Source organism: Mycolicibacterium aurum, assembly GCF_900637195.1.
In the GTDB taxonomy this organism is placed as follows: domain Bacteria; phylum Actinomycetota; class Actinomycetes; order Mycobacteriales; family Mycobacteriaceae; genus Mycobacterium; species Mycobacterium aurum.
The window spans coordinates 3,172,511-3,192,685 of record NZ_LR134356.1 but is presented as its reverse complement, the minus strand read 5'-3'; the positions used below and the strand labels follow the sequence as shown (position 1 = coordinate 3,192,685).

The following is a 20,175-nucleotide window of genomic DNA, read 5'->3' as shown; positions in this document are numbered from 1 at the left end:
ATGACTGCTGCGCCTGCTTCGCCTGATCGCCGGGCGATCATCACCGAAGCCCTGCGCAAGATCGACGATCTGACCGCACGCCTCGCGACAGCGGAGAAGGCCGAGACCGAGCCGATCGCCGTCGTCGGCATCGGCTGCCGGCTGCCCGGCGGCGTCGACAGTGCCGACGACTTCTGGACCCTGCTGCAGGACGGCGCCAGCGGGGTCATCAGAGTGCCCGCCGACCGGTGGGACGCCGACGAGTTCTACTCGCCCGACCACACCGTGCCCGGAACGATCTGCAACCGCGAGGGCGGCTTCCTCACGTCCTGGCAGCCCGACGAGTTCGACGCCGAGTTCTTCTCGATCGCCCCGCGTGAGGCCGCCGCGATGGACCCCCAGCAACGTCTGCTGATGGAGGTCACGTGGGAGGCGCTCGAGCACGCCGGTATCAATCCCCGCACGCTGCGCGGTTCGGCCACCGGCGTCTTCATCGGGATGACGGCCAACGACTACTACCACTCGATCGTCGGCAAGCTGGCACCCGAGGACATCGACCCGTACATCCCGTTCGGCAACGCCCCGAACTTCGCCGCCGGCCGGCTGTCCTACTTCCTCGGGGTGCGCGGACCGGCCGTGGTCAGCGACACCGCGTGCTCGTCGTCGCTGGTGTCGATCCATCTGGCCTGTCAGAGCCTGCGCCGCGGCGAGAGCGACCACGCGCTGGCGGCCGGGGTGAACCTGATCCTGTCACCGGACAACAACATCGCGTGCTCGCGGTGGGGCATGCTCGCCCCGGACGGCCGGTGCAAGACGTTCGACGCCGACGCCGACGGCTATGTGCGCAGCGAGGGCTGCGGTGTCGTGGTGCTCAAGCGCCTCACCGACGCGCTGCGCGACGGTGACCGCGTGCTGGCGGTGGTGCGCGGCTCCGCGGTCAACCAGGACGGCGCGAGCAGCGGCCAGACCGTGCCCAACGGCCCCGCCCAGCAGGAGCTGATGCGCACGGCGCTGCAGACCTCGCGGTTGGCCCCGTCGGACATCGACTACATCGAGGCGCACGGCACGGGCACCTCGCTGGGCGACCCGATCGAACTCGACGCGCTGTCGGCGGTCTACGGCGACCGCAAGGATTCGGCGCCGCTGGTACTGGGCTCGGTGAAGACCAACCTCGGGCACCTGGAGTCGGCGGCTGGCGTCACCGGCTTCATCAAGACCGTGCTGAGCGTGCACCGCGGCGCGATCCCCAAGCAGCTGCACTTCACGAAGCTGACGCCGCAGGCCGGCGAGGGCGCCAAGAAGTTCCGGATCGCCTCGGAGCCGCTGGACTGGCCTGCCGTGGACCGGCCCCGCCGTGCGGCCGTGTCGTCGTTCGGGGTCAGCGGAACCAATGCGCACATCCTCATCGAGCAGGCTCCGGAGGTCGAACCGGTTGCGGCGCAACCGGAACCGCCGGTGAGCACGCTGGTGGTCACCGGCAAGTCACCGGCCCGCATCGCCTCGCTGGCCGGGCGTCTCGCCGACTGGCTGCAGACACCCGAGGGTGAGGCGGTGAGGCTCGCGGAGGTGGCGGACACGCTGAGCCACCGCCGCGCCCAGCACGCCAGGTTCGCCACCGTGGTCGCCGCCGACCGCGACCAGGCGGTCGCCGGCCTGCGGGCGCTCGCGCAGGGGTATCCCGCGCCGGGCGTCGTGGGGCCCAACGATCCGGCCATCGGGTCGGGCACGGTGTTCCTCTATTCGGGGCAGGGTTCGCAGTGGGCCGGAATGGGCCGACGGCTGCTGGCCGACGAGCCCGCCTTCGCCGCCGCCGTCGACGAGCTCGAGCCGGACTTCGTCGCGCAGGTCGGATTCTCGCTGCGCGACGTGCTGACCTCCGGGGAGACCGTGGTCGGCATCGACCGGATCCAACCGGTCCTGGTGGGTGTGCAACTCGCGTTGACCGCGCTGTGGCGTGCCTACGGCGTCACGCCCGACGCCGTGATCGGGCACTCGATGGGAGAGGTGACCGCCGCGGTCGTCGGTGGGGCACTGAGCCCGGCCGACGGGCTGAAGGTGATCGCCACCCGCTCGCGGCTGATGAAACGCCTCTCCGGTCAGGGCGCGATGGCGCTGCTGGAACTCGACGCCGCCGCCGCCGAGGAGCTGATCGCCGGATACGACGGCCTCACCGTCGCGGTCTACGCCTCGGCGCACCAGACCGTGATCGCCGGCCCGCCGGACCAGGTCGACGCCGCGATCGCCGTGGTGGACGCCCAGGACAAGCTGGCCCGCCGGGTGGACGTCGACGTGGCGTCGCACCACCCGATCGTCGACCCCATCCTGGCCGACCTACGCGCCGAGCTGGCCGACCTCACGCCGATGACGCCGACGACGCCCGTCATCGTCACCACCGACGAGCGGCCCACCGACGGCTCCTGCGTCTTCGACGCCGACCACTGGGTCGCGAACCTGCGCAACCCGGTGCGCTTCGCGCGCGCCGTCGAGTCCGCCGCGGCCAACGCCGCCGTCTTCGTCGAGGTCAGCCCGCACCCGCTGCTGTCGTACGCGATCAAGGACACCCTGACCGGTCCGCACCGCAACATCCCCACGCTGGCCCGCGACGCCAACGACACGGTCACGTTCCACACCAACCTCAACGCCACCCACACCGCACGCCCGCCGAAGACCGCGCAGGGCGGCGCCCGGGTGCAGCTGCCGTCCACGCCGTGGCACCACGCCCGTCACTGGATCCACACCCAGTCGCCGAATACGCTGGCGCCCAAGGCAACCGCCGATCCTGAGGGCGAGTACCACGAGTGGTTCCATCAGCTGCGCTGGCCGGTCCGCGACCTTCCGCAGGGCGGCGCCGACGGCTCGTGGCTGGTGATCACCGACGACTCCGGCGCCACCCTGGCCGAACTGCTCGGGCCGGGCTCACGCACGATGCCGCTGTCGGCACTCGATGCCGGCGGTGACGCCGACGGGCTCAGCTCCGTGCTCGACAGCGTCGACCACGTGGTCTACGCGCCGTCGGTCGCCGCGGGACGCTTCGACGCCGCCGAGAGCTACGCGTCGTTCCATCAGCTGCGCCGCCTCGTCGTCGCGCTGGCCGCGTCCTCGTCGGCCACGTCCACCGCGCCCCGGCTCTTCGTCGTCACCCGCAACGCGCAGCCGATCGCCGACGGCGACCGGGCCAACCCGGCGCACGCCGTGCTGTGGGGGCTGGGTCGCACGCTCGCGCTGGAGCATCCGGAGTTCTGGGGCGGCCTCGTCGACGTCGACGAGGCGCTGCCCGCGGAACTGCTGGCGCACTTCCTGCGCGCCGAAGCGGCATCGGTCGGGACGGCCGGCACCGACCGCGACGACCAGGCGGTGTACCGCGCCGGTGAACGCCGGGTGCCGCGACTGGAGCCGCACCCCCTGCCCGCGGTCTCGCTGACCCGCCTGGAGAGCGGCACCAGTCACCTGGTCATCGGCGCGACGGGCAACGTCGGCCCGTACCTGATCCGTCAGCTCGCCGACATGGGCGCCTCGACGGTGGTCGCGGTGTCCCGCCGCGGCGGCTCGCAGCTGGCCGAATTGGCCGGTGAACTGGCGGCCGGCGGAACCACGCTGGTCGAGGTTGCCGCGGACGCCGCCGACGAGACGTCGATGGCGGCGGTGTTCGACCGGTTCGGCAAGGACCTTCCCCCGCTGGACGGCGTCTACCTGGCGTCGCTGGCCGGCGGTGAAGCGCTGCTGACCGACATGACCGACGACGACGTGACCCCGATGTTCCGCGCGAAGATCGATGCGGCGTCGGTGCTGCACACGTTGTCGTTGCGGACGCCGGTGCGCCGGTTCGTGCTGTTCTCCTCGATCACCGGCCTGCTCGGCTCCCGCGCAGTCGCGCACTACACCGCCGCCAACGCCTTCGCCGACGCGTTCGCCCATGCCCGCCGCGCGCTGGGCCTGCCTGCCACCGTCATCGACTGGGGCCTGTGGAAGTCCTGGTCGGACGCGCAGCCGCAGATGAAGGCCGCCGGGCTGGAACCGATGCCCAACGAGGTGGCGATCCGCATGCTGCCCGCACTGCTGAGCCCCGACGCCGCCGTGCAGACGGTGGTGGCGGGCGCCGACTGGGCGCGGCTGGCCGACGCCTACCGGATGCGCGCGGCGGTCAAGGTGCTCGATCACCTGGTCAACGCACCGGGGGAGAGCGTCGACCTCGACGCGGTGGCCGCCCCCGCCTGGGGCACCGTGCTCGGTGAGCCGGTCGCCGGGACGTCGCACAACCATCTGTGGCAGGCCCGGGTGCTGCCCGGCGAGCGTTCCTACCCCGTGGCGCACCGCGTGCGCGGTGTCGAGGTGGTTCCGGTTTCGGTTCTGCTGCAGACGCTTTCGGGTGCCGCGGCACTGATCGACAGCGGGGCCGCGGTCGGTGACGTCCGGTTCGAGTATCCGATCGTGGCCGACGCGCCCAAGGTCGTGCACGTCGTCGCCGACGCCACCGCGCTCACGGTGTGGTCGAGTTCGTCCCCCGACACCCCGGAGCAGCGCTGGACCCGGCACGCGAGCGCCCAGCTGATCGCGGCGCCCTCGGCCCAGGTGCCCAGCGGCGACCAGACCGCCGGCGGACAGGCGTTCGACGGGGCGGCCATCGCCGAGATGCAGCGCGCGTGGGGCGTGGAAGGCCAGCCGTTCGCGTGGACGGTCAGCGGGTGCACCACCACCCCGGCCGGCGCCCGCGCCGACATCGAGCTGCCGGACTCCTCGGAGTCGGCCGCCGCCGCCCTCGTCGACGCCGCGGTGTACGTGGCCCGGCTGGCCGACGCCGACAACGCCCAGTTGCTGTTGCCTGCGGGCGCCGAGAGTCTCACGGTGGCAGCGGCGCCGGGCAGCCGCGGCACCATCGAGGTGTACCGGCGCGACGGCACCACCGGTTCGCTGGTGGTCGACGTCCTGGTCACCGGTGCCGACGGCACGACGTGGGTCGACATCCGGGGGCTGACCTACGCGCCCGTGGAATCGGCGCCGGCGCCGGTGGTCGACGAGAACGGTTCGGCCTCGGTGGAGTTCATCGACTGGTCGTCGATGACGCGGGCCCAGACCGTCGGGGAGTTGCGGACGCGGCTGCGGGCGATCCTGGCCCGGGAGCTCGGGATGCCCGATGCCGCCGTCGACTTCGACGCGGCGTTCCCCGAACTGGGCCTGGATTCGATGATGGCGATGAACCTGCTGCGCGATGCCAAGCAGCTGGTCCGCGTCGACCTGTCCGCGACGATGCTGTGGAACCATCCGTCGATCGCGCAGATGGCGGACTTCGTCGCCGATCTGCTGGCGCCTGCGCAGCAGGCGCAGGACACCGAACCCGAAGAACCCGAAGAAGACTCCGATTCGTTCAGCGTGCTCGACGACCTGTTCGACAGCATCGAGTCCTCTTCCGTCGAGTCGGCGAACGCCGGCAGTGAGGGCGCCATCTGATGAAGACCACCTTCGACAGGATCTCGGCGATGTCCGCCGAGCAGCGCGGGAAGCTGGCCGAGCAGTTCGAGAAAGCCTCCCGGGTCGCCGGCGCCGAGCCGATCGCCGTCGTCGGCATCGGGTGCCGATTCCCCGGCGGCGTGACGGGTCCCGACAGCTACTGGAAGTTCCTGGAGAGCGGCACCGACGCCATCACCGAGGTGCCCGCCGACCGGTGGGACGGCGACGCGTTCTACGACCCCGATCCGATGGCCCCCGGCAAGATGCCCAGCAAGTGGGGTGCCTACATCGACGACGTCGCCGGGTTCGACGCCGAGTTCTTCGGCATCACGCCGCGCGAGGCCGCCGCGATGGACCCGCAGCAGCGCGTGCTGCTCGAAGTTGCTTACGAGGCACTCGAAAACGCCGGTCTGGCACCGGACACCGTCGGTGAGCTGCGGGCCGCGGTGATGATCGGCGTGTACTACAACGAGTACCAGAACGCCTCCGCCGGCAACCCGGACACCATCGACGCCTACTCGGCCACCGGCAACGCCCACAGCGTCACCGTCGGCCGGGTGGCCTACCTGCTCGGCCTCAAGGGCCCGGCGGTCGCCGTCGACACCGCGTGCTCGTCGTCGCTGGTGTCGATCCACCTCGCCTGCCAGAGCCTGCGCATGCGGGAGAGCGACCTCGCCCTGGCCGGCGGGGTCAGCCTCAGTCTGCGCCCGGAAACCCAACTGGCCCTTGCCAAGTGGGGAATGCTGTCGCCGCACGGCCGCTGCTACTCGTTCGACTCGCGGGCCAACGGCTTCGTGCGCGGCGAAGGTGCCGGCGTGGTGGTGCTCAAGCGGCTCACCGACGCGGTCCGCGACGGCGACCGCGTGCTCGGCGTCGTCCGCGGGTCCGCGGTCAACCAGGACGGCCGGTCCAACGGCCTGACCGCACCGAACGCCCCGTCGCAGCGCGACGTCATCACCCGCGCCCTGCGCTCGGCCGACGTCGCCGCGGGCACCGTCAGCTTCGTCGAAACCCACGGCACCGGAACATCTCTGGGCGACCCCATCGAGTTCGACGCGCTGGCCGCGGTGTACGGCAAGGGCGACACCCCCTGCGCGCTGGGCGCCGTCAAGTCGAACATGGGTCACACCGAGGCCGCCGCGGGCGTCGCCGGATTCATCAAGACGGTGCTGACGCTGCAGCACGGCACCATCGCGCCCAACCTGCACTTCGAGAAGTGGAACCCCACGATCGACGCCGCTTCGACCCGGCTCTTCGTGCCGACGGAGGCATCGCCGTGGCCGGCGAGCGAGCATCCCCGCCGGGCCGCGGTGTCGTCGTTCGGCATGGGCGGCACCAACGCCCACATCGTGCTCGAGCAGGGGCCCGAGGTTGCCCCCGCGCCGGCTGCGCCTGAGAAGGTGACGACCCTCGTCGTGTCGGGCAAGACGGCGGACCGGCTGGCCGCCTCCGCCGCGGCGCTGGCCGACTGGCTGGCGGGCGACGGCGCCACCGTGCCGCTGGTCGACGTCGCCTACACCGTCAACCACCACCGCAGCCGCTACCCGACGATCGCCACGGTCAGCGCCCGCACCCACGACGAGGCGGTGACCGCGCTGCGCGCACTGGCCGCCGGTCAGCCCGCACCCGGCCTGGTCGGTGCCCACGACGCCAAGGTGGGTTCGGGAACGGTCTTCCTCTACTCGGGGCAGGGCGCGCAGTGGCCCGGCATGGGCAAGGCTCTGCTGGCCGAGGAACCCGCGTTCGCCGCCGCCGTCGACGACCTGGAACCGGCGTTCCGCGACAAGGTCGGCTTCTCGCTGCGCGACACCCTGGAGGCCGGCGAGCCGGTGGTCGGCATCGACCGCATCCAGCCCGTGATCGTCGGGATGCAGCTGGCGCTGACCGCGCTGTGGCGGTCCTACGGTGTGGAGCCGGACGCGGTGATCGGGCACTCGATGGGCGAGGCCACCGCCGCGGTGGTGGCAGGCGTCCTGACTCCCGCCGAGGGCCTGGACGTGATCGCCACCCGGACGCGGCTGATGAAGCGGCTGTCCGGCCAGGGCGCGATGGCGCTGCTGGAACTCGACGCCCAGGCGACCGAGAAGCTGATCGCCGACCGGCCCGACATCACGATCGCGGTCTACGCCTCACCCAAGCAGTCCGTCATCGCAGGTCCACCGGACCAGGTCGACGAACTGGTCGCCCTCGTCGACGCCCAGGGCAAGCTCGCACGCCGCATCGAGGTGGACGTCGCGTCGCACCATCCCACGATCGACCCGGTGCTGCCGGAGCTGACCGAGGCCCTGGCCTACCTGAAGCCGGCGGCGCCGAAGATCCCGCTGGTGTCCACCGTCGGCTACGCCGGGTCGGCGCCGATGTACAGCGCCGACTACTGGGCGGCCAATCTGCGCAACCCGGTGCGGTTCAGCCAGGCGGTCCACGAGGCCAGCGCCGAGCACAGCAATTTCATCGAGATCAGCCCGCATCCGCTGCTCGCGCATGCGATCTCGGACACCCTCGCCGCGCAGGGGACCAGTCGCCGCTACCACGTGGGGGCGACCGTCAACAGGGACCAGCCCGAGACGCTGGCGTTCCACGCGCAGCTGGCCGCGGTGCGGCCGCCCGCCGTCAAGGCCGACGAGCAGACGACATCGCACCTCGTCTCGGTCCCGCCGACGCCGTGGCAGCACACCCACTACTGGATGGCCGACCGCTCCGCAGGTCAGCAGTTCGCCGGCGCTCATCCGCTGCTCGGCTTGCACGTCGAGCTGCCGTCGGGCACGGGCCACGTCTGGCAGTCCGACGTGGGTCTGGAGCTGCACCCGTGGCTGGCCGACCACATCGTGCACGGGCTGCCCGTCATGCCCGGCGCCGGCTTCGCCGAGATCACGCTGGCCGCCGGCCGGGAGGCGCTCGGCCTGCCCGCCACCGGCGTGGCGGCCTTGGTCGAGGTGGAGCAGATGCTCCCGCTGGACAGCCACACCATGCTGACCACTCAGATCGTCCGCCTCGACGACGGGACGCTGCGCGTCGAGATCCACTCGCGCTCGGAGATGGGCACCTGGACGCGGCACGCGGTCGGCACCGTCCGCGCCGCGGACGGCGGCGCACCGGCCAAGGTGGCACCGTCGACCGGCGGCACCCCGGTGTCTCCGGCGGACTTCTACACCGCGCTGCGCCGCACCGGCGCCCATCACGCGCACGCCTTCGCCGCGCTGACCCGCGTGGTGCGCTCCACTGGAGCGGCCGACACCGAGATCGTGCTGCCCGACGAGGCCACGCCGCACCGCGGCATCGCGCTGCACCCGGTGATGCTGGACGCGGCGCTGCAGGGCCTCGCGGCCGCCATGAGCGACGACGTCCTCTCCGGCGCCACCGACGTCACCTATCTGCCGGTCGGCTTCGGATCCATCCGGGTGTTCGGCGACATCGGCCGGCGGGCGAAGTGCCATGCCGAGCTGGTCGGCGTCGACGAGGAGACCGGTGACACCACCGGCCGCGTCACCCTGACCGACGACGCGGGCGCGGTGCTGGCCCAGGTCGACGATGTCCAGCTCAAGCGCATCCAGCGCCGCACGGTGCCACTTCCGTTGTCGCAGAAGATCTTCGATTCCCGTTGGGTCGAATCTGCGGTGCCGCCCGCCGGCTCGCCGACGGGCAGCTGGCTCGTCCTCGCCGACGGTGCGGCAGCAATGGCCACCGCGCAGCAGTTCGCGGACAGCTTCGCCCGCCCGCAGCGCCGGGTCGTCACCGCCGATCTGGGTGACGAGTCCACGGTGCGCGACGCATTCGCCGGCGCCACCGCGGATTCGGCGTTGCCGCCGGCCGGGGTGGTCATCGTCGTCGACGACGGCGACTTCGACGGCACCCACACCGAGGCGCACCTGGCGCACGCGCGTGACGTGCTGTGGGGTGTGGCCGGAGCCGTACGCGCCGTCGTCGGTAGCTGGCACGGAAAGCCGCCACGCCTGTGGCTGGTCAGCCGTGGCGGCCTGGTCACCGGCGATGCCGACGGCCCGGGCAACCCGGCGGTCGGCAGCCTGAAGGCACTGGTGCGGGTGCTCGCCTACGAGCATCCCGATCTGCACGCCACCCTCGTCGACCTCGGCGCGGGCGGGGACGCCGCGGCGCTGATCGCCGAGATCGAGGCCGACGGCTCGGGTACCGGGATCGACGACGTCGTCGCCTGGCGCGGCGGCACCCGCTGGGTGGAGCGGCTCTCGCGGGCCGCCCTGCCGACGGCGTCGAATCAGCCGCTGGCGCGCGGTGATGCGTCCTACATCGTCTCCGGAGCACTGGGCGGCGTGGGCCTGGCCGTGGTGCGCTGGCTGGTGGAGGCCGGAGCGGGTCGTGTCGTGCTCAACGGCCGCAGTGCCGCCTCGGCGGAGGCGCAGTCTGTTCTCGACGAGCTGTCGGCGCGCGCGGAGATCGTCACCGTGCTCGGCGACATCGCCGCACCGGGAGTCGCCGAGCGGCTCACCGCCGCGGCCGAGGAGACGGGCAAGCCGCTGCGCGGCCTGATCCACTCGGCGGCCGTGCTGGCCGACGAACTCGTCGTCGGCCTGACCCGGGAGAGCCTCGACACCATCTGGACGCCGAAGGCGCTCGGCGCGTGGCGACTCCACGAGGTCACCGCCACCAAGGAACTGGACTGGTGGGTGGGCTTCAGCTCGGTCGCCTCGCTGCTCGGCTCGCCTGGACAGGCGGCGTACGCGTGCGCGAACGGTTGGCTGGACGCCCTGGTGACCTGGCGCAAGGCGGCCGGTCTGCCCGCGACCACGATCAACTGGGGTCAGTGGGCCGAGGTCGGCCTGGCCAGCTCGCTGAGCTTCTCGGTGCTGGACCCGATCACCCCTGCCGAGGGCGTGGACGCGCTCGGCGGCGTGCTGTCCGCGGGACTGTCGCGCGTCGGTATCGCCCGGTTGCGGCTGGATCGGGCGGCGGCCGCGTTCCCCGAGATCGCACAGATCGGCTTCTTCTCCGACCTGGTGGGCGAGCTGGACACCGACGACGCCGACGAGGACTGGGGCGGTGCCGACGCGCTCAAGGAGATGGACGCCGCCGAGGTGCACCGCGTGGTCCTCGCCCGGTTGCGCCGCCGCATCTCCGGCGTCATGGGCTACTCGGACGACAGCGCCGTGGACACGGCGCGGCCGCTGACCGAGATGGGTCTGGACTCCCTGATGGCCGTCCGGATGCGCAACACGATTCGCGGCGATTTCGGCGTCGAGCCCCCTGTGGCACTGTTGCTGCAGGGAGCGACGCTGGCCGACGTCGCGCTCGACCTGATCCGTCAGCTCGGGCTCGAGGAGCAGGACGAGTCCTCCGAGCGTCCCAATGCGCTGCGTGAGCGCGCACAGCAGCGCGCCGCAGCACGTCAACGAGCCGCATCCCGGCGAAAGGTAGGACCGAGATCGTGACCAGCAGTGCAGGGGAGCTTGACGGTCAACTCCCCGACAACGCCATCGCCGTCATCGGCATGGCGGGCCGGTTCCCGGGAGCCAACTCGGTGTCGGAGTTCTGGCGCAACCTGCGCAACGGCGTCGAGTCGATCGTCGACCTCTCCGAGGACGAGCTGCTGGCCGCCGGGGTCACCGAACGCACCCTGACCAACAGCTCGTACGTGCGTCGCGCCGCGCTGATGGCGGGCATCGAGGAGTTCGACGCAGAGTTCTTCGGCTTCACGCCCCATGCGGCCCGGATGCTCGATCCGCAGCACCGGCTGTTCCTGCAGTCGGTGTACCACGCACTGGAGGACGCCGGGTACGACCCGGCCGAGCTGGAGGCCACCGTCGGTGTCTTCGGGACCAGCTCCACCAGTGGCTACCTGCTGCACAACCTGATGTCGAACTACGACCCGGCCATGGTGATCGGCCAGGGCGCCAGCTTCGACATGGTCTCGCTGTCGCTGTCCAACGACAAGGACCATCTGGCCACCCGCGTGGCCCACCAGTTCGACTTCCGCGGTCCGGCGCTGTCGGTGGCCACCGCGTGTTCGTCGTCGCTGGTGGCGGTGCACCTGGCGTGCCAGTCGATCCTCAACGGCGAGTGCGACATCGCGCTGGCCGGCGGGTCGTCGATCCGCATCCCCAACCGCGTCGGCTACTGGTACGAGCAGGGATCGATGGTGTCGCCGAGCGGGCACTGCCGACCGTTCGACGTGCGCTCGGACGGCACCATCTTCGGCAGCGGCGTCGGTGTCCTGGTGCTCAAGGCCCTGCAGGACGCGGTCGACGACGGCGACCACATCCATGCCGTGATCCGCGGTTCGGCGCTGAACAACGACGGCTCCACCAAGATGACCTACGCCGCCCCCAACTCGATCGGCCAGGCCGAGGTCATCGCCGAGGCGCACGCGATCGCCGGCGTGGACGCCTCGACGGTCACCTACGTCGAGACGCACGGAACCGGCACCCCCATCGGGGATCCGATCGAGATCGAGGGCCTGCGGCAGGCGTTCGACCTGGCCGAGGAAACCCGAAGCGACCCGTGCTACCTCGGTTCGGTCAAGTCGAACATCGGCCACCTCGAGACGGCCGCGGGCATCGCGGGTCTGATCAAGGCGATCCTGTGCCTCGAGCACGGCGTCATCCCGCCCACCCTGCACTACAGCAGCCCGAACCCCGAGCTGCACCTGGACCGCGGACCGTTCCGTATCCGCAACCAGGACGGCCCGTGGGAGGTCGACGGCATCCGTCGTGCCGGCGTCAGCTCGTTCGGGGTCGGCGGCACCAACGCCCACATCGTGCTCGAGGAGGCGCCGGGCAGGGTCGCTGCGCCCGCGCCGTCCCAGTCGGGACCGCAGGTTCTGGTGCTCTCCGCCAAAACCGAAGAGGCACTTGCGCAGTCGCGTGCCGCGCTGGCCCGCGAGCTGGCGGAGGCGGACGGGCTGAGCCTGCCCGACGCCGCCTACACGCTGACCCGGCGCCGCAAGGAACCCATCCGGTTGGCCGCCGTGGTCGCCGACCGCGAGGACGCGGCCGCGGTGTTGACCGCCGCCGAGACGGACAACGTGTTCGTCGGCAGTGGGCACCCCGATTGGGACGGCTCGGAGAGTTCCGCCGATCGGGTGGCGTTCCTGTTCCCGGGTCAGGGCGCGCAGCACATCGGCATGGCCCGCGGGCTGCACGACACCGAGCCGGTGTTCGCCCGGCACTTCGACGAGTGCGCGACAGCGTTCAGCGACGAGATGGGCTACGACCTGCGGGCCGAGATCTTCGACGGGGTCGGCCGCAATCTGGAGCACACCGACCGGGCCCAGCCCGCACTGTTCACCGTCGAGTACGCGCTGGCCAAGCTGATCCAGTCCTACGGCGTGACGCCGTCGATCATGGCCGGCCACAGCATCGGCGAGTACCCGGCGGCCACCCTGGCGGGCGTGTTCGACCTGGACACCGCGGTCAAGGTGGTGTCGATGCGTGCCCGCCTGATGCACGCCGCCCCGCGCGGGGTCATGGTCGCGGTCGCGCTCAGCCCGGAGGCCATCGCCGAGCACCTCACCCCCGACGTGGATCTCGCCACGATCAACGACCCGGGCAGCTGTGTGATCGCGGGCAGCGAAGACGCGATCCGGACATTCCAGGCAGGCTTGGCGGAGAAGGGGATCGTGGCGCGCCGCGTTCGGACCTCGCACGCGTTCCATTCGCGGCTGATGGACTCCGTGGTCGCCGAGTTCACCTCGTTCCTGTCGCGGATGACGTTGCGGGAACCGCAGATTCCGCTGCTGTCCAACATCACCGGCACCACGATGTCGGCGTCGGAGGCCACCAACCCGTCGACCTGGGCGCGTCAGATCCGGGCCACCGTCCGGTTCGCCGATGAGCTCGACGCGCTGCTGACCGCGCCCGACCGGGTACTCGTCGAGGTCGGTCCCGGCGGCACCCTGACGTCATCGGCGGGCAGGCATCCGCGGTGGGCCGAACGGCACCGCGCGGTGCGGCTGATGCGTCACCAGGCGCAGAACCGCAGCGACCGCGACACGTTCCTGCTCGGCCTCGGGCAGCTCTGGGCCGCGGGCGTGGACGTCGACTGGAGTCCGGCCTGGAATCGCGGCGGCGACGACCAACGCTCCCTGGTCACGCTGCCGGGCTACCCCTTCGCCCCGGAACGCCACTGGGTCGAGCACAACGGTGCCGCGACATGGCTGGCCGGGGGAGGCGGCGCCGCAGGCGTCACCGCGGCCGGCAGCCCGGCCGGCGCGGCACCTGCCGCCGCGGGCGGTGTCTCCACCGTCGAGGCCGCGATGGCGCGCATCTGGTCGCAGTGCCTCGGGCTGTCCCACATCGATCGCAACGCCAACTTCTTCGAGATCGGCGGCGACTCGCTGATCGCGATCAGCGTCGCGATGACGGCGGGCCACGAGGGGCTGGACCTCACCCCGCAGGACCTGTACGAGAACCAGACGGTCGCGTCGCTGGCGAAGGTGCTGACGGCGCGGTACGCCGAGGGCGGTCTGGCGCGACAGTCGATGGACGACGTCGTCAGCCCCCCGGTGCCGCCCAATGTGGCGTACTTCCTGGAGTACGGCCTGCGCGACCTCGGCCGCTGGCGCATCCCGGTGATCCTCGGCCTGCGATCCGACGTCGGCGAGGCCGATGTGCGGGCGGTGCTGACCGCGGTGACCACCGCCCATGACGCGTTGCGCGTGCACCTCGTGGAACGCGCGGGCACCTGGGATCAGCACATCGCAGAAGCCGGCGAGTTCACGGAGTTGGCCGTCAGGCAGCTGCCGGAGGGCCTGGTCTCGGGCAGTCCGCAGGAGCGCGACGCCGTACTGGGCCTCCTGGACGAGCAGGTGCGTGAGCATCAGGTCGTGGTCCCGCTGACCGCCACGCTGATCCGGGGCGCCGGCGGCGGTCCGTCCTACCTGGCGCTGAGCCTGCACGGAACGGCCGTCGGTGCGGGTGACGACGGTGTCTCCCGTGACGTGCTGCTCACCGACATCTTCACGGCGTTCAGCCAGCAGCTGTCGGGTCAGGAGATCGAGCTGGCGCCCGTGACCGCGTCCTGGCGGGAATGGTCGCAGCGCTGCGCCGGCCTGACCAGCCATCCCGCCGTGCTGGACAGCCGTGACTACTGGCTGGACACGGCGCGTAGGGGCACGGTGAGCGTGGCGGGCCCGGAGACCGCGGAGCGTCCCGGCGCCGACGACCTGGTGCGGCTGTCCGCGCCGCTGTCGGCCGCCGAGACCGGTGAGATCGACGACGCCCGGCGGCGGCTGCGGTTGCCGATCGAGGAGATCCTGCTGGCTGCGCTGGGCCGCACCGTTGCCGCGACGGTCGGCGAGGGCGCGGTGGCCGTCGACCTCGGTGGCCGCGGCCGCTCGGTGCTCAAGCCCGACGTCGACCTGCAGCGCACCGTCGGCTGGTTCACCACGATCCATCCGGTCGTGCTCAACGCCTCCGGGCGGGCGTCCGCGACCGCAACGCTGGAGGACGTGCGCGACACACTGAAGGCGGTACCGCACTACGGCATCGGGTACGGCCTGCTGCGGTACCTGTACGCGCCGACGGCGCGCGTGCTGGGTGCGAGCCGGCCCGCCGACATCCTGTTCACCCACGTCGGGACCATCCCCGACGTGCCCGCAGAACAACCCGACGATGCTGCGGTCCGGTTCGACACCGACACCGCCATGCCGATTCGTGACGCCCTCCCCGGGCTGGGCCACGCGCTGGAGCTGCGGGTCTATCGCACCGCGGGCGTGCTGTCCCTGGACTGGTGGTACGACAGCCGCCGTCTCGGCCCCACCGATGTGGAATCCTTTGCCCGGCAGTACTCGGCTGCACTTCTCGACATCACGAGGGATGCACTCGCCGAGGAAGACACCGACGCGGCCGGCGATGAGCTGGCGCTGGTCGATCTGTCGTGACCGTGACCGGGTAGGAGGGGCACATGGCGAGCTCGGACAAGGCGGTGGTCGTCGCAGGCATCAAGAAGTCGTTCGGCCCCGTGGTCGCACTGCGAGATGTCAGCTTCGAAGTGGAACGTGGAGAGGTGCTGGGCCTGCTCGGCCCCAACGGCGCGGGTAAGACGACGACGGTCAACATCCTGTCCACGCTGATCAAGCCCGACAGCGGGCGGGCCCTGATCGCCGGCCACGACGTGGTCAGCGACCCTGCCGGTGTGCGGCGCGCGTTGATGCTCACCGGTCAGCACGCCGCGCTCGACGACCTGCTGACGGGCCGCGAGAACCTGCTGATGTTCGGCCGGCTGCAGGGCCTGAAGAAGAAGGTGGCCAAGCAGCGGGCGCAGGAGCTGCTGGAGCAGTTCGACCTGGTGGGTGCGGGCGACCGTGCCGTCGGGAACTACTCCGGCGGCATGAAGCGGCGCATCGACATCGCGTGCGGGCTGGTGGTCCGCCCCGAGGTGGTGTTCCTCGACGAGCCGACCACGGGTCTGGATCCCCGCAGCAGGCAGGCCATCTGGGAGCTCGTCACCGACTTCAAGGAGGCCGGTATCGCGACGCTGCTGACCACGCAGTATCTCGAGGAAGCCGACCTTCTCAGCGACCGCATCATCGTGATCGACAAGGGCACCGTGATCGCCGAGGGCACCGCCGATCAGCTCAAGGAGCGCACCGGCGGAACCTACTGCGAGATCGTGCCGCGCCAGCTCGCCGACATCCCCGAGGTCGCGCGGGTCCTCGGCGGGCTGCTGCCCGACGCGAACCGGGCCGCGTTGACCGACACCTCGGACCGCATCTCGATGCCGGCACCCGACGGCCCCAACACCCTGATGCAGGCGCTGCACCTGTTGAGCGAGGCCAACATCGAGCTGATGGACATCGCGTTGCGCCGGCCGTCGCTCGACGAGGTGTTCCTCGCACTCACCGGTGACCATCCGAACGGCGGTGACCAGCCGGACACGCTGGTGGAAGCGGACGCGTACGCGTGATCGACCAGTCAGGGCTCTCGGTCGCGCCGCGACGGGCCGCGATACCCCACGGCGTGCGGCCGCCGGTGTCGGCCATCCAGCAGTGGTGGGTGCTGACGATCCGGATGATCATCCCGACGTTGCGCAACGGCGAACTTGCCACCCAGGTCGTCGGCTCGATCGTCTTCACCGTCGGCTATTACCTGCCGCTGAAGCAGATGATGGGCGCGGTGCAGCCGCTGAGCAGCTACGCGCAGTACCTGACGCCACTGATCATCCTGCAGGCGATCTGGTTCGCCGCGATCTCCGCCGCGTTCCGCTCGGCGACCGACTCCGTGCAGGGCATCAACCGGCGATTCCGCGCCATGCCCATACCGTCGGTGACCCCGCTCGCGTCGCGGATGACGGCGAGCATGTACCGCTGCTGCATCGCGCTGGCGGTGTCGGTGGCGTGCGGCTACGTCATCGGTTTCCGGCTCCAGTCCGATGTCGTCAGCACCCTCGGCTTCGTGGCGTTGGTGCTGCTGATCGGCGCCGCGCTCGCCATCATCGGCGACCTCATCGGCGTCGCCACCCAGAACCCGGAGGCCACCGCACCGATGATGCTGATCCCGCAGCTGACGCTGGGACTGGCGTCGGTGGGCCTGCAGCCCGTCGAACGGTTCCCGGACTGGATTCAGGGATTCGTGCGTAATCAGCCGCTGTCGCAGTGGGTCTACGGTCTGCAGGCGCTGGCCGGTGACAGCTCCGGTGCCGCACCGGAGGCGACGTGGTCGGTGCTGGCCCCCGGTGTGGTGTGGGCGCTGGCGTCGATTCTGGTGGCGCTGGCCCTGCATGTCGTGGTGACGCGGAGAAGGCAGTCGTGACCACCGATTCGTCCGTGTCGGCTCCGTACCGGCCCGGCGGCAGGCACCGCGTCGACAGGGTGTGGGAGAACTCGCCGAAACGGCTGCTGCCTCAGGTCGCGGTCCTGACGGCGCGGATTCTGCGGCGCTGGAGCCGGGACCCCGCCACGCTGGTGCAGTCGCTGGTGATGCCCGCGGTGTTCCTCGCCGCACTGGACATCGTCCTCGGCGACGTCATCGAGCAGGTCACCGGCAACAGTGGGCTCTACGGCCAGGTCCCGCTGGTGGCGCTGGTCGGCGGGATGACCGGCGCGATCATCGGCGCGGTCGGCATCATGCGCGAGCGCGACGTCGGTCTGCTGTCCCGGTTCTGGGTGGTTCCGGTGCACCGGGCCGCCGGGCTGCTGGCCCGGCTCACCGCCGACTTCGTGCGCATCGTGGTGATCACCATTGTCGTCATGGGTGTGGGTCTGGCACTCGGGTTCCGGTTCGAACAGGGCATCCCCGCGGCGATCGCGTGGGTGTTCATGCCGGCCCTGTTCGGGGTGGCGCTGTCGGCCGCCGTCCTGACCCTGGCCCTGTTCTCGTCCAGCACGATCGCCCCGCAGGCCACCGAGATCGTGATCGCGATCCTGATGTTCTTCTCGATCGGTTTCGTGCCGCTCGACCAGTATCCGGAGTGGCTCCAGCCGTTCGTCGAGAACCAACCCGTCAGCACTACCATCGAGGCGATGAAGGGCCTGTCGCTGGAAGGTCCGATCGCCGAGCCGGTGCTGTTCTCGGTGCTGTGGGCGGTGGGCATCGCCGCGGTGTGCGCGGTGCCGCTGGCCATCGGATACCGCAGGGCCAGCAAGCGTGGCTGACCCGCCCTTGACCACCGACGTGACGACGTACCAGGGAGTCTGACTTTCATGTTTCCTTCATCGGGCATCCGCAAGCTGGCGCGCAGCGAGGAGATGTTCGCCGAGACCCGCAACTTCGTCGGCCTGGCGGCACACGTCGACGGCACCGTCGACGTCGACGCGCTCGCCGACGCGTTCGACGCGCTGATCACCGCCCACCCGGTGCTCAACGGTCACCTCGAGCAGCTCCCCGACGGCCAGTGGGAGATCGTGCTGGACGATCTGATGCACCAGGGCCTCGAGGTGATCGAACTGCACGGAGACGACGAACCGTCGCCGCTGCTGTTCGATCAGACGGCCGCGCTGTCACATCTGCGCCTGACGAACAGGGATGGTCAGATCCATCTGACGCTCTACATCCACCACAGCCTCGCCGACGGCCATCACCAGTTCAGCCTCGTCGAAGAGCTGTTCTCCACCTACACCGACCTGGTGACCACGGGATCGTCGCGGCCCGGCCCCGTGCACTCCGCGCCGGTCCCGCTCGAGGTGATCCTGTCCAACCGGAATGTGGAGAAGCGGCAGCGCTCCGGACTCGAGCGGCTGCTGGCGGCGATGTTCGCCTATGAGCTGCCGCCGTCGCGTCGTGCCCCCTCCGGCGACAATCCGGTTCTGCCGCAACGAGTCCCGATGGAGTTCTGCAAGCTCTCCGAGCAGGACACCGAGCGCATCATCGAGTTCTGCCGGGCGCACAAGCTCGGGCTGAACAGCCTGCTGTCCGCGGCGGTGCTGATGGCCGAATGGCAGCTGCGCGACACCCCGAACGTCCCGGTGCCCTACGTCTACCCGGTGGATCTGCGCTACCTGCTGTCACCGCCGGTGTCGGCGACCGAGTGCACCAATCCCGTCGGTATCGCCACCTATCTGGCGGAGATCCACCAGGGCACCGACGTCGTCGACCTGGCCCGCGACATCAACGACACCTTCAAGAAGGACATCGCCGAAGGCGTCATCCAGCAGAGTTTCCTGCACTTCAGCCCCCAGTACGTGGGTAACCCGCCCGGGCTTCCCGACGTGGTGATGTTCACCGACAACGGCATCGTGCCGCCCATGCGGATGCCTCCGGGGATGGAGCTGGCGGCCAGCCACGGCGAACTGTACTTCGCGGTCGGGTCCGGCATCGAGATCTACACCAGCAAGATCTTCGCCGGGCGGCTGATGCTCGAATACCACTCGCACGGCCCGGAGCCCGAGAAGTCGGTGCGGGCGATCGAATCGATCCTGTGCGGAATCGCCGCGCGGCAGGCCGCGACCCGTGTCAGCTGACGGGGCCGAACGCGTAGCGGTGGTACTGAATGGCCTTGCGCACCGGCGGCAGGACGCGGAAGGCGCGGCCCAGCGTCTTGAACGTGCCCGAGGCGCGCACGGCGGTGCTGGCGTCGAACAGCGTCGTATAGGCCAGCAGCCGGGTACCGGGCACGTTCGACAGAATGTCCTCGGGACTGTTGACCGCCCAGTGCAGCGTGGATCCCGTTTTACGGACCAGGGTTTGGGTTTTCTGCGAGCGGATCCCCACCCAGTTGTAGAAGTCGATCTGCAGCTCGCCCAACGGGAAGCGCTCGACCACGCGTCGCAACAGCGCGATGCCGTCGTCTTCGGTCAGGTACATGCTGATGCCCTCGGCGAGGAACAGCAGCGGCTTGTCCGCGGGTATCTGGTCCAGCCACGACAGTTCGGTCGCGGGCGTGGGCAGCAGGTGGTAGTTCGGCCGGCTCGGGTAGACCTGCTCGCGGAGCGCGATCACGCCGGGGAAATCGACGTCGTACCACTGCACGTCGGGTCCGGGATCGACCCGGAAGACCCGGCTGTCGAGCCCGCAGCCGAGGTGTACGACGGTGCAGGGGCCGTGGGCGGCCAAGAACTGCTTGGTCCAGATGTCGTACTGGGCGGTGCGTACGGTGATGATGGGCGCCCACTTGGCGTCCACACCGAGGTCGCGCCAGTCGTAGTCGATGCGGTCGATCGCCTCTTTCGCGAATGTGTCGCCGAGGACCGGGCTCTGGAAGTCGGCGTCCAGCGCCTTGAGGTACAACGTCGTCAGCATGGTCTGGGCAGGCCCGGTCAGATCGATGGACACCTTGTCGCTCATGGGACAGAGGCTATTCGTAAACGCCGCCGGGGGACAAACGCCGCTGGCAAACTTCCGCCGG

At 70.6% G+C, this 20,175-nt stretch carries 8 protein-coding genes; 7 read left to right on the top strand and 1 reads right to left on the bottom strand.

Features of this window, described 5'->3' with window-relative positions; genetic code table 11:
- From EL337_RS15015 to EL337_RS14985, 7 genes are read left to right on the top strand one after another with little or no spacing between them, the layout of a single operon-like run.
- Positions 1-5,424: an SDR family NAD(P)-dependent oxidoreductase gene (locus EL337_RS15015; protein WP_048631094.1), complete on the top strand. Its 5,424-nt coding sequence runs from the start codon at positions 1-3 to the stop codon at positions 5,422-5,424.
- On the top strand, positions 5,424-10,826 hold the full coding sequence (locus EL337_RS15010) for a type I polyketide synthase (RefSeq protein ID WP_048631093.1): 5,403 nt from the start codon (positions 5,424-5,426) through the stop codon (positions 10,824-10,826). Before EL337_RS15015 ends, EL337_RS15010 begins: the two co-directional genes overlap by 1 nt.
- Positions 10,827-10,885: 59 nt before the next feature.
- On the top strand, positions 10,886-15,274 hold the full coding sequence (locus EL337_RS15005) for a type I polyketide synthase (RefSeq protein ID WP_109519805.1): 4,389 nt from the start codon (positions 10,886-10,888) through the stop codon (positions 15,272-15,274).
- Positions 15,275-15,297: 23 nt separating this feature from the next.
- Positions 15,298-16,299, top strand: a complete 1,002-nt coding sequence (locus EL337_RS15000) for a daunorubicin/doxorubicin resistance ABC transporter ATP-binding protein DrrA (RefSeq protein WP_048631091.1) — start codon at positions 15,298-15,300, stop codon at positions 16,297-16,299.
- The gene (locus EL337_RS14995) at positions 16,296-17,144 is read left to right on the top strand and encodes an ABC transporter permease (RefSeq protein ID WP_083442982.1); all 849 of its coding nucleotides are present in this window, start codon (positions 16,296-16,298) and stop codon (positions 17,142-17,144) included. The genes EL337_RS15000 and EL337_RS14995 overlap by 4 nt, the downstream gene beginning before the upstream one ends.
- Positions 17,141-17,986 (top strand): ABC transporter permease, encoded by an 846-nt coding sequence (locus EL337_RS14990; RefSeq protein WP_048631090.1) that lies wholly within the window; start codon positions 17,141-17,143, stop codon positions 17,984-17,986. Before EL337_RS14995 ends, EL337_RS14990 begins: the two co-directional genes overlap by 4 nt.
- A 48-nt stretch (positions 17,987-18,034) precedes the next feature.
- Complete coding sequence (locus EL337_RS14985; protein ID WP_048631089.1) at positions 18,035-19,291, top strand: phthiocerol/phthiodiolone dimycocerosyl transferase; 1,257 nt, start codon at positions 18,035-18,037, stop codon at positions 19,289-19,291.
- On the opposite strand, the gene EL337_RS14980 is transcribed toward EL337_RS14985, so the two are convergent.
- The gene (locus EL337_RS14980) at positions 19,284-20,114 is read right to left on the bottom strand and encodes a class I SAM-dependent methyltransferase (protein WP_048631088.1); all 831 of its coding nucleotides are present in this window, start codon (positions 20,112-20,114) and stop codon (positions 19,284-19,286) included. The two genes, EL337_RS14985 and EL337_RS14980, sit on opposite strands and share 8 nt — an antisense overlap.
- Between the last annotated feature and the right edge of the window lie 61 nt (positions 20,115-20,175).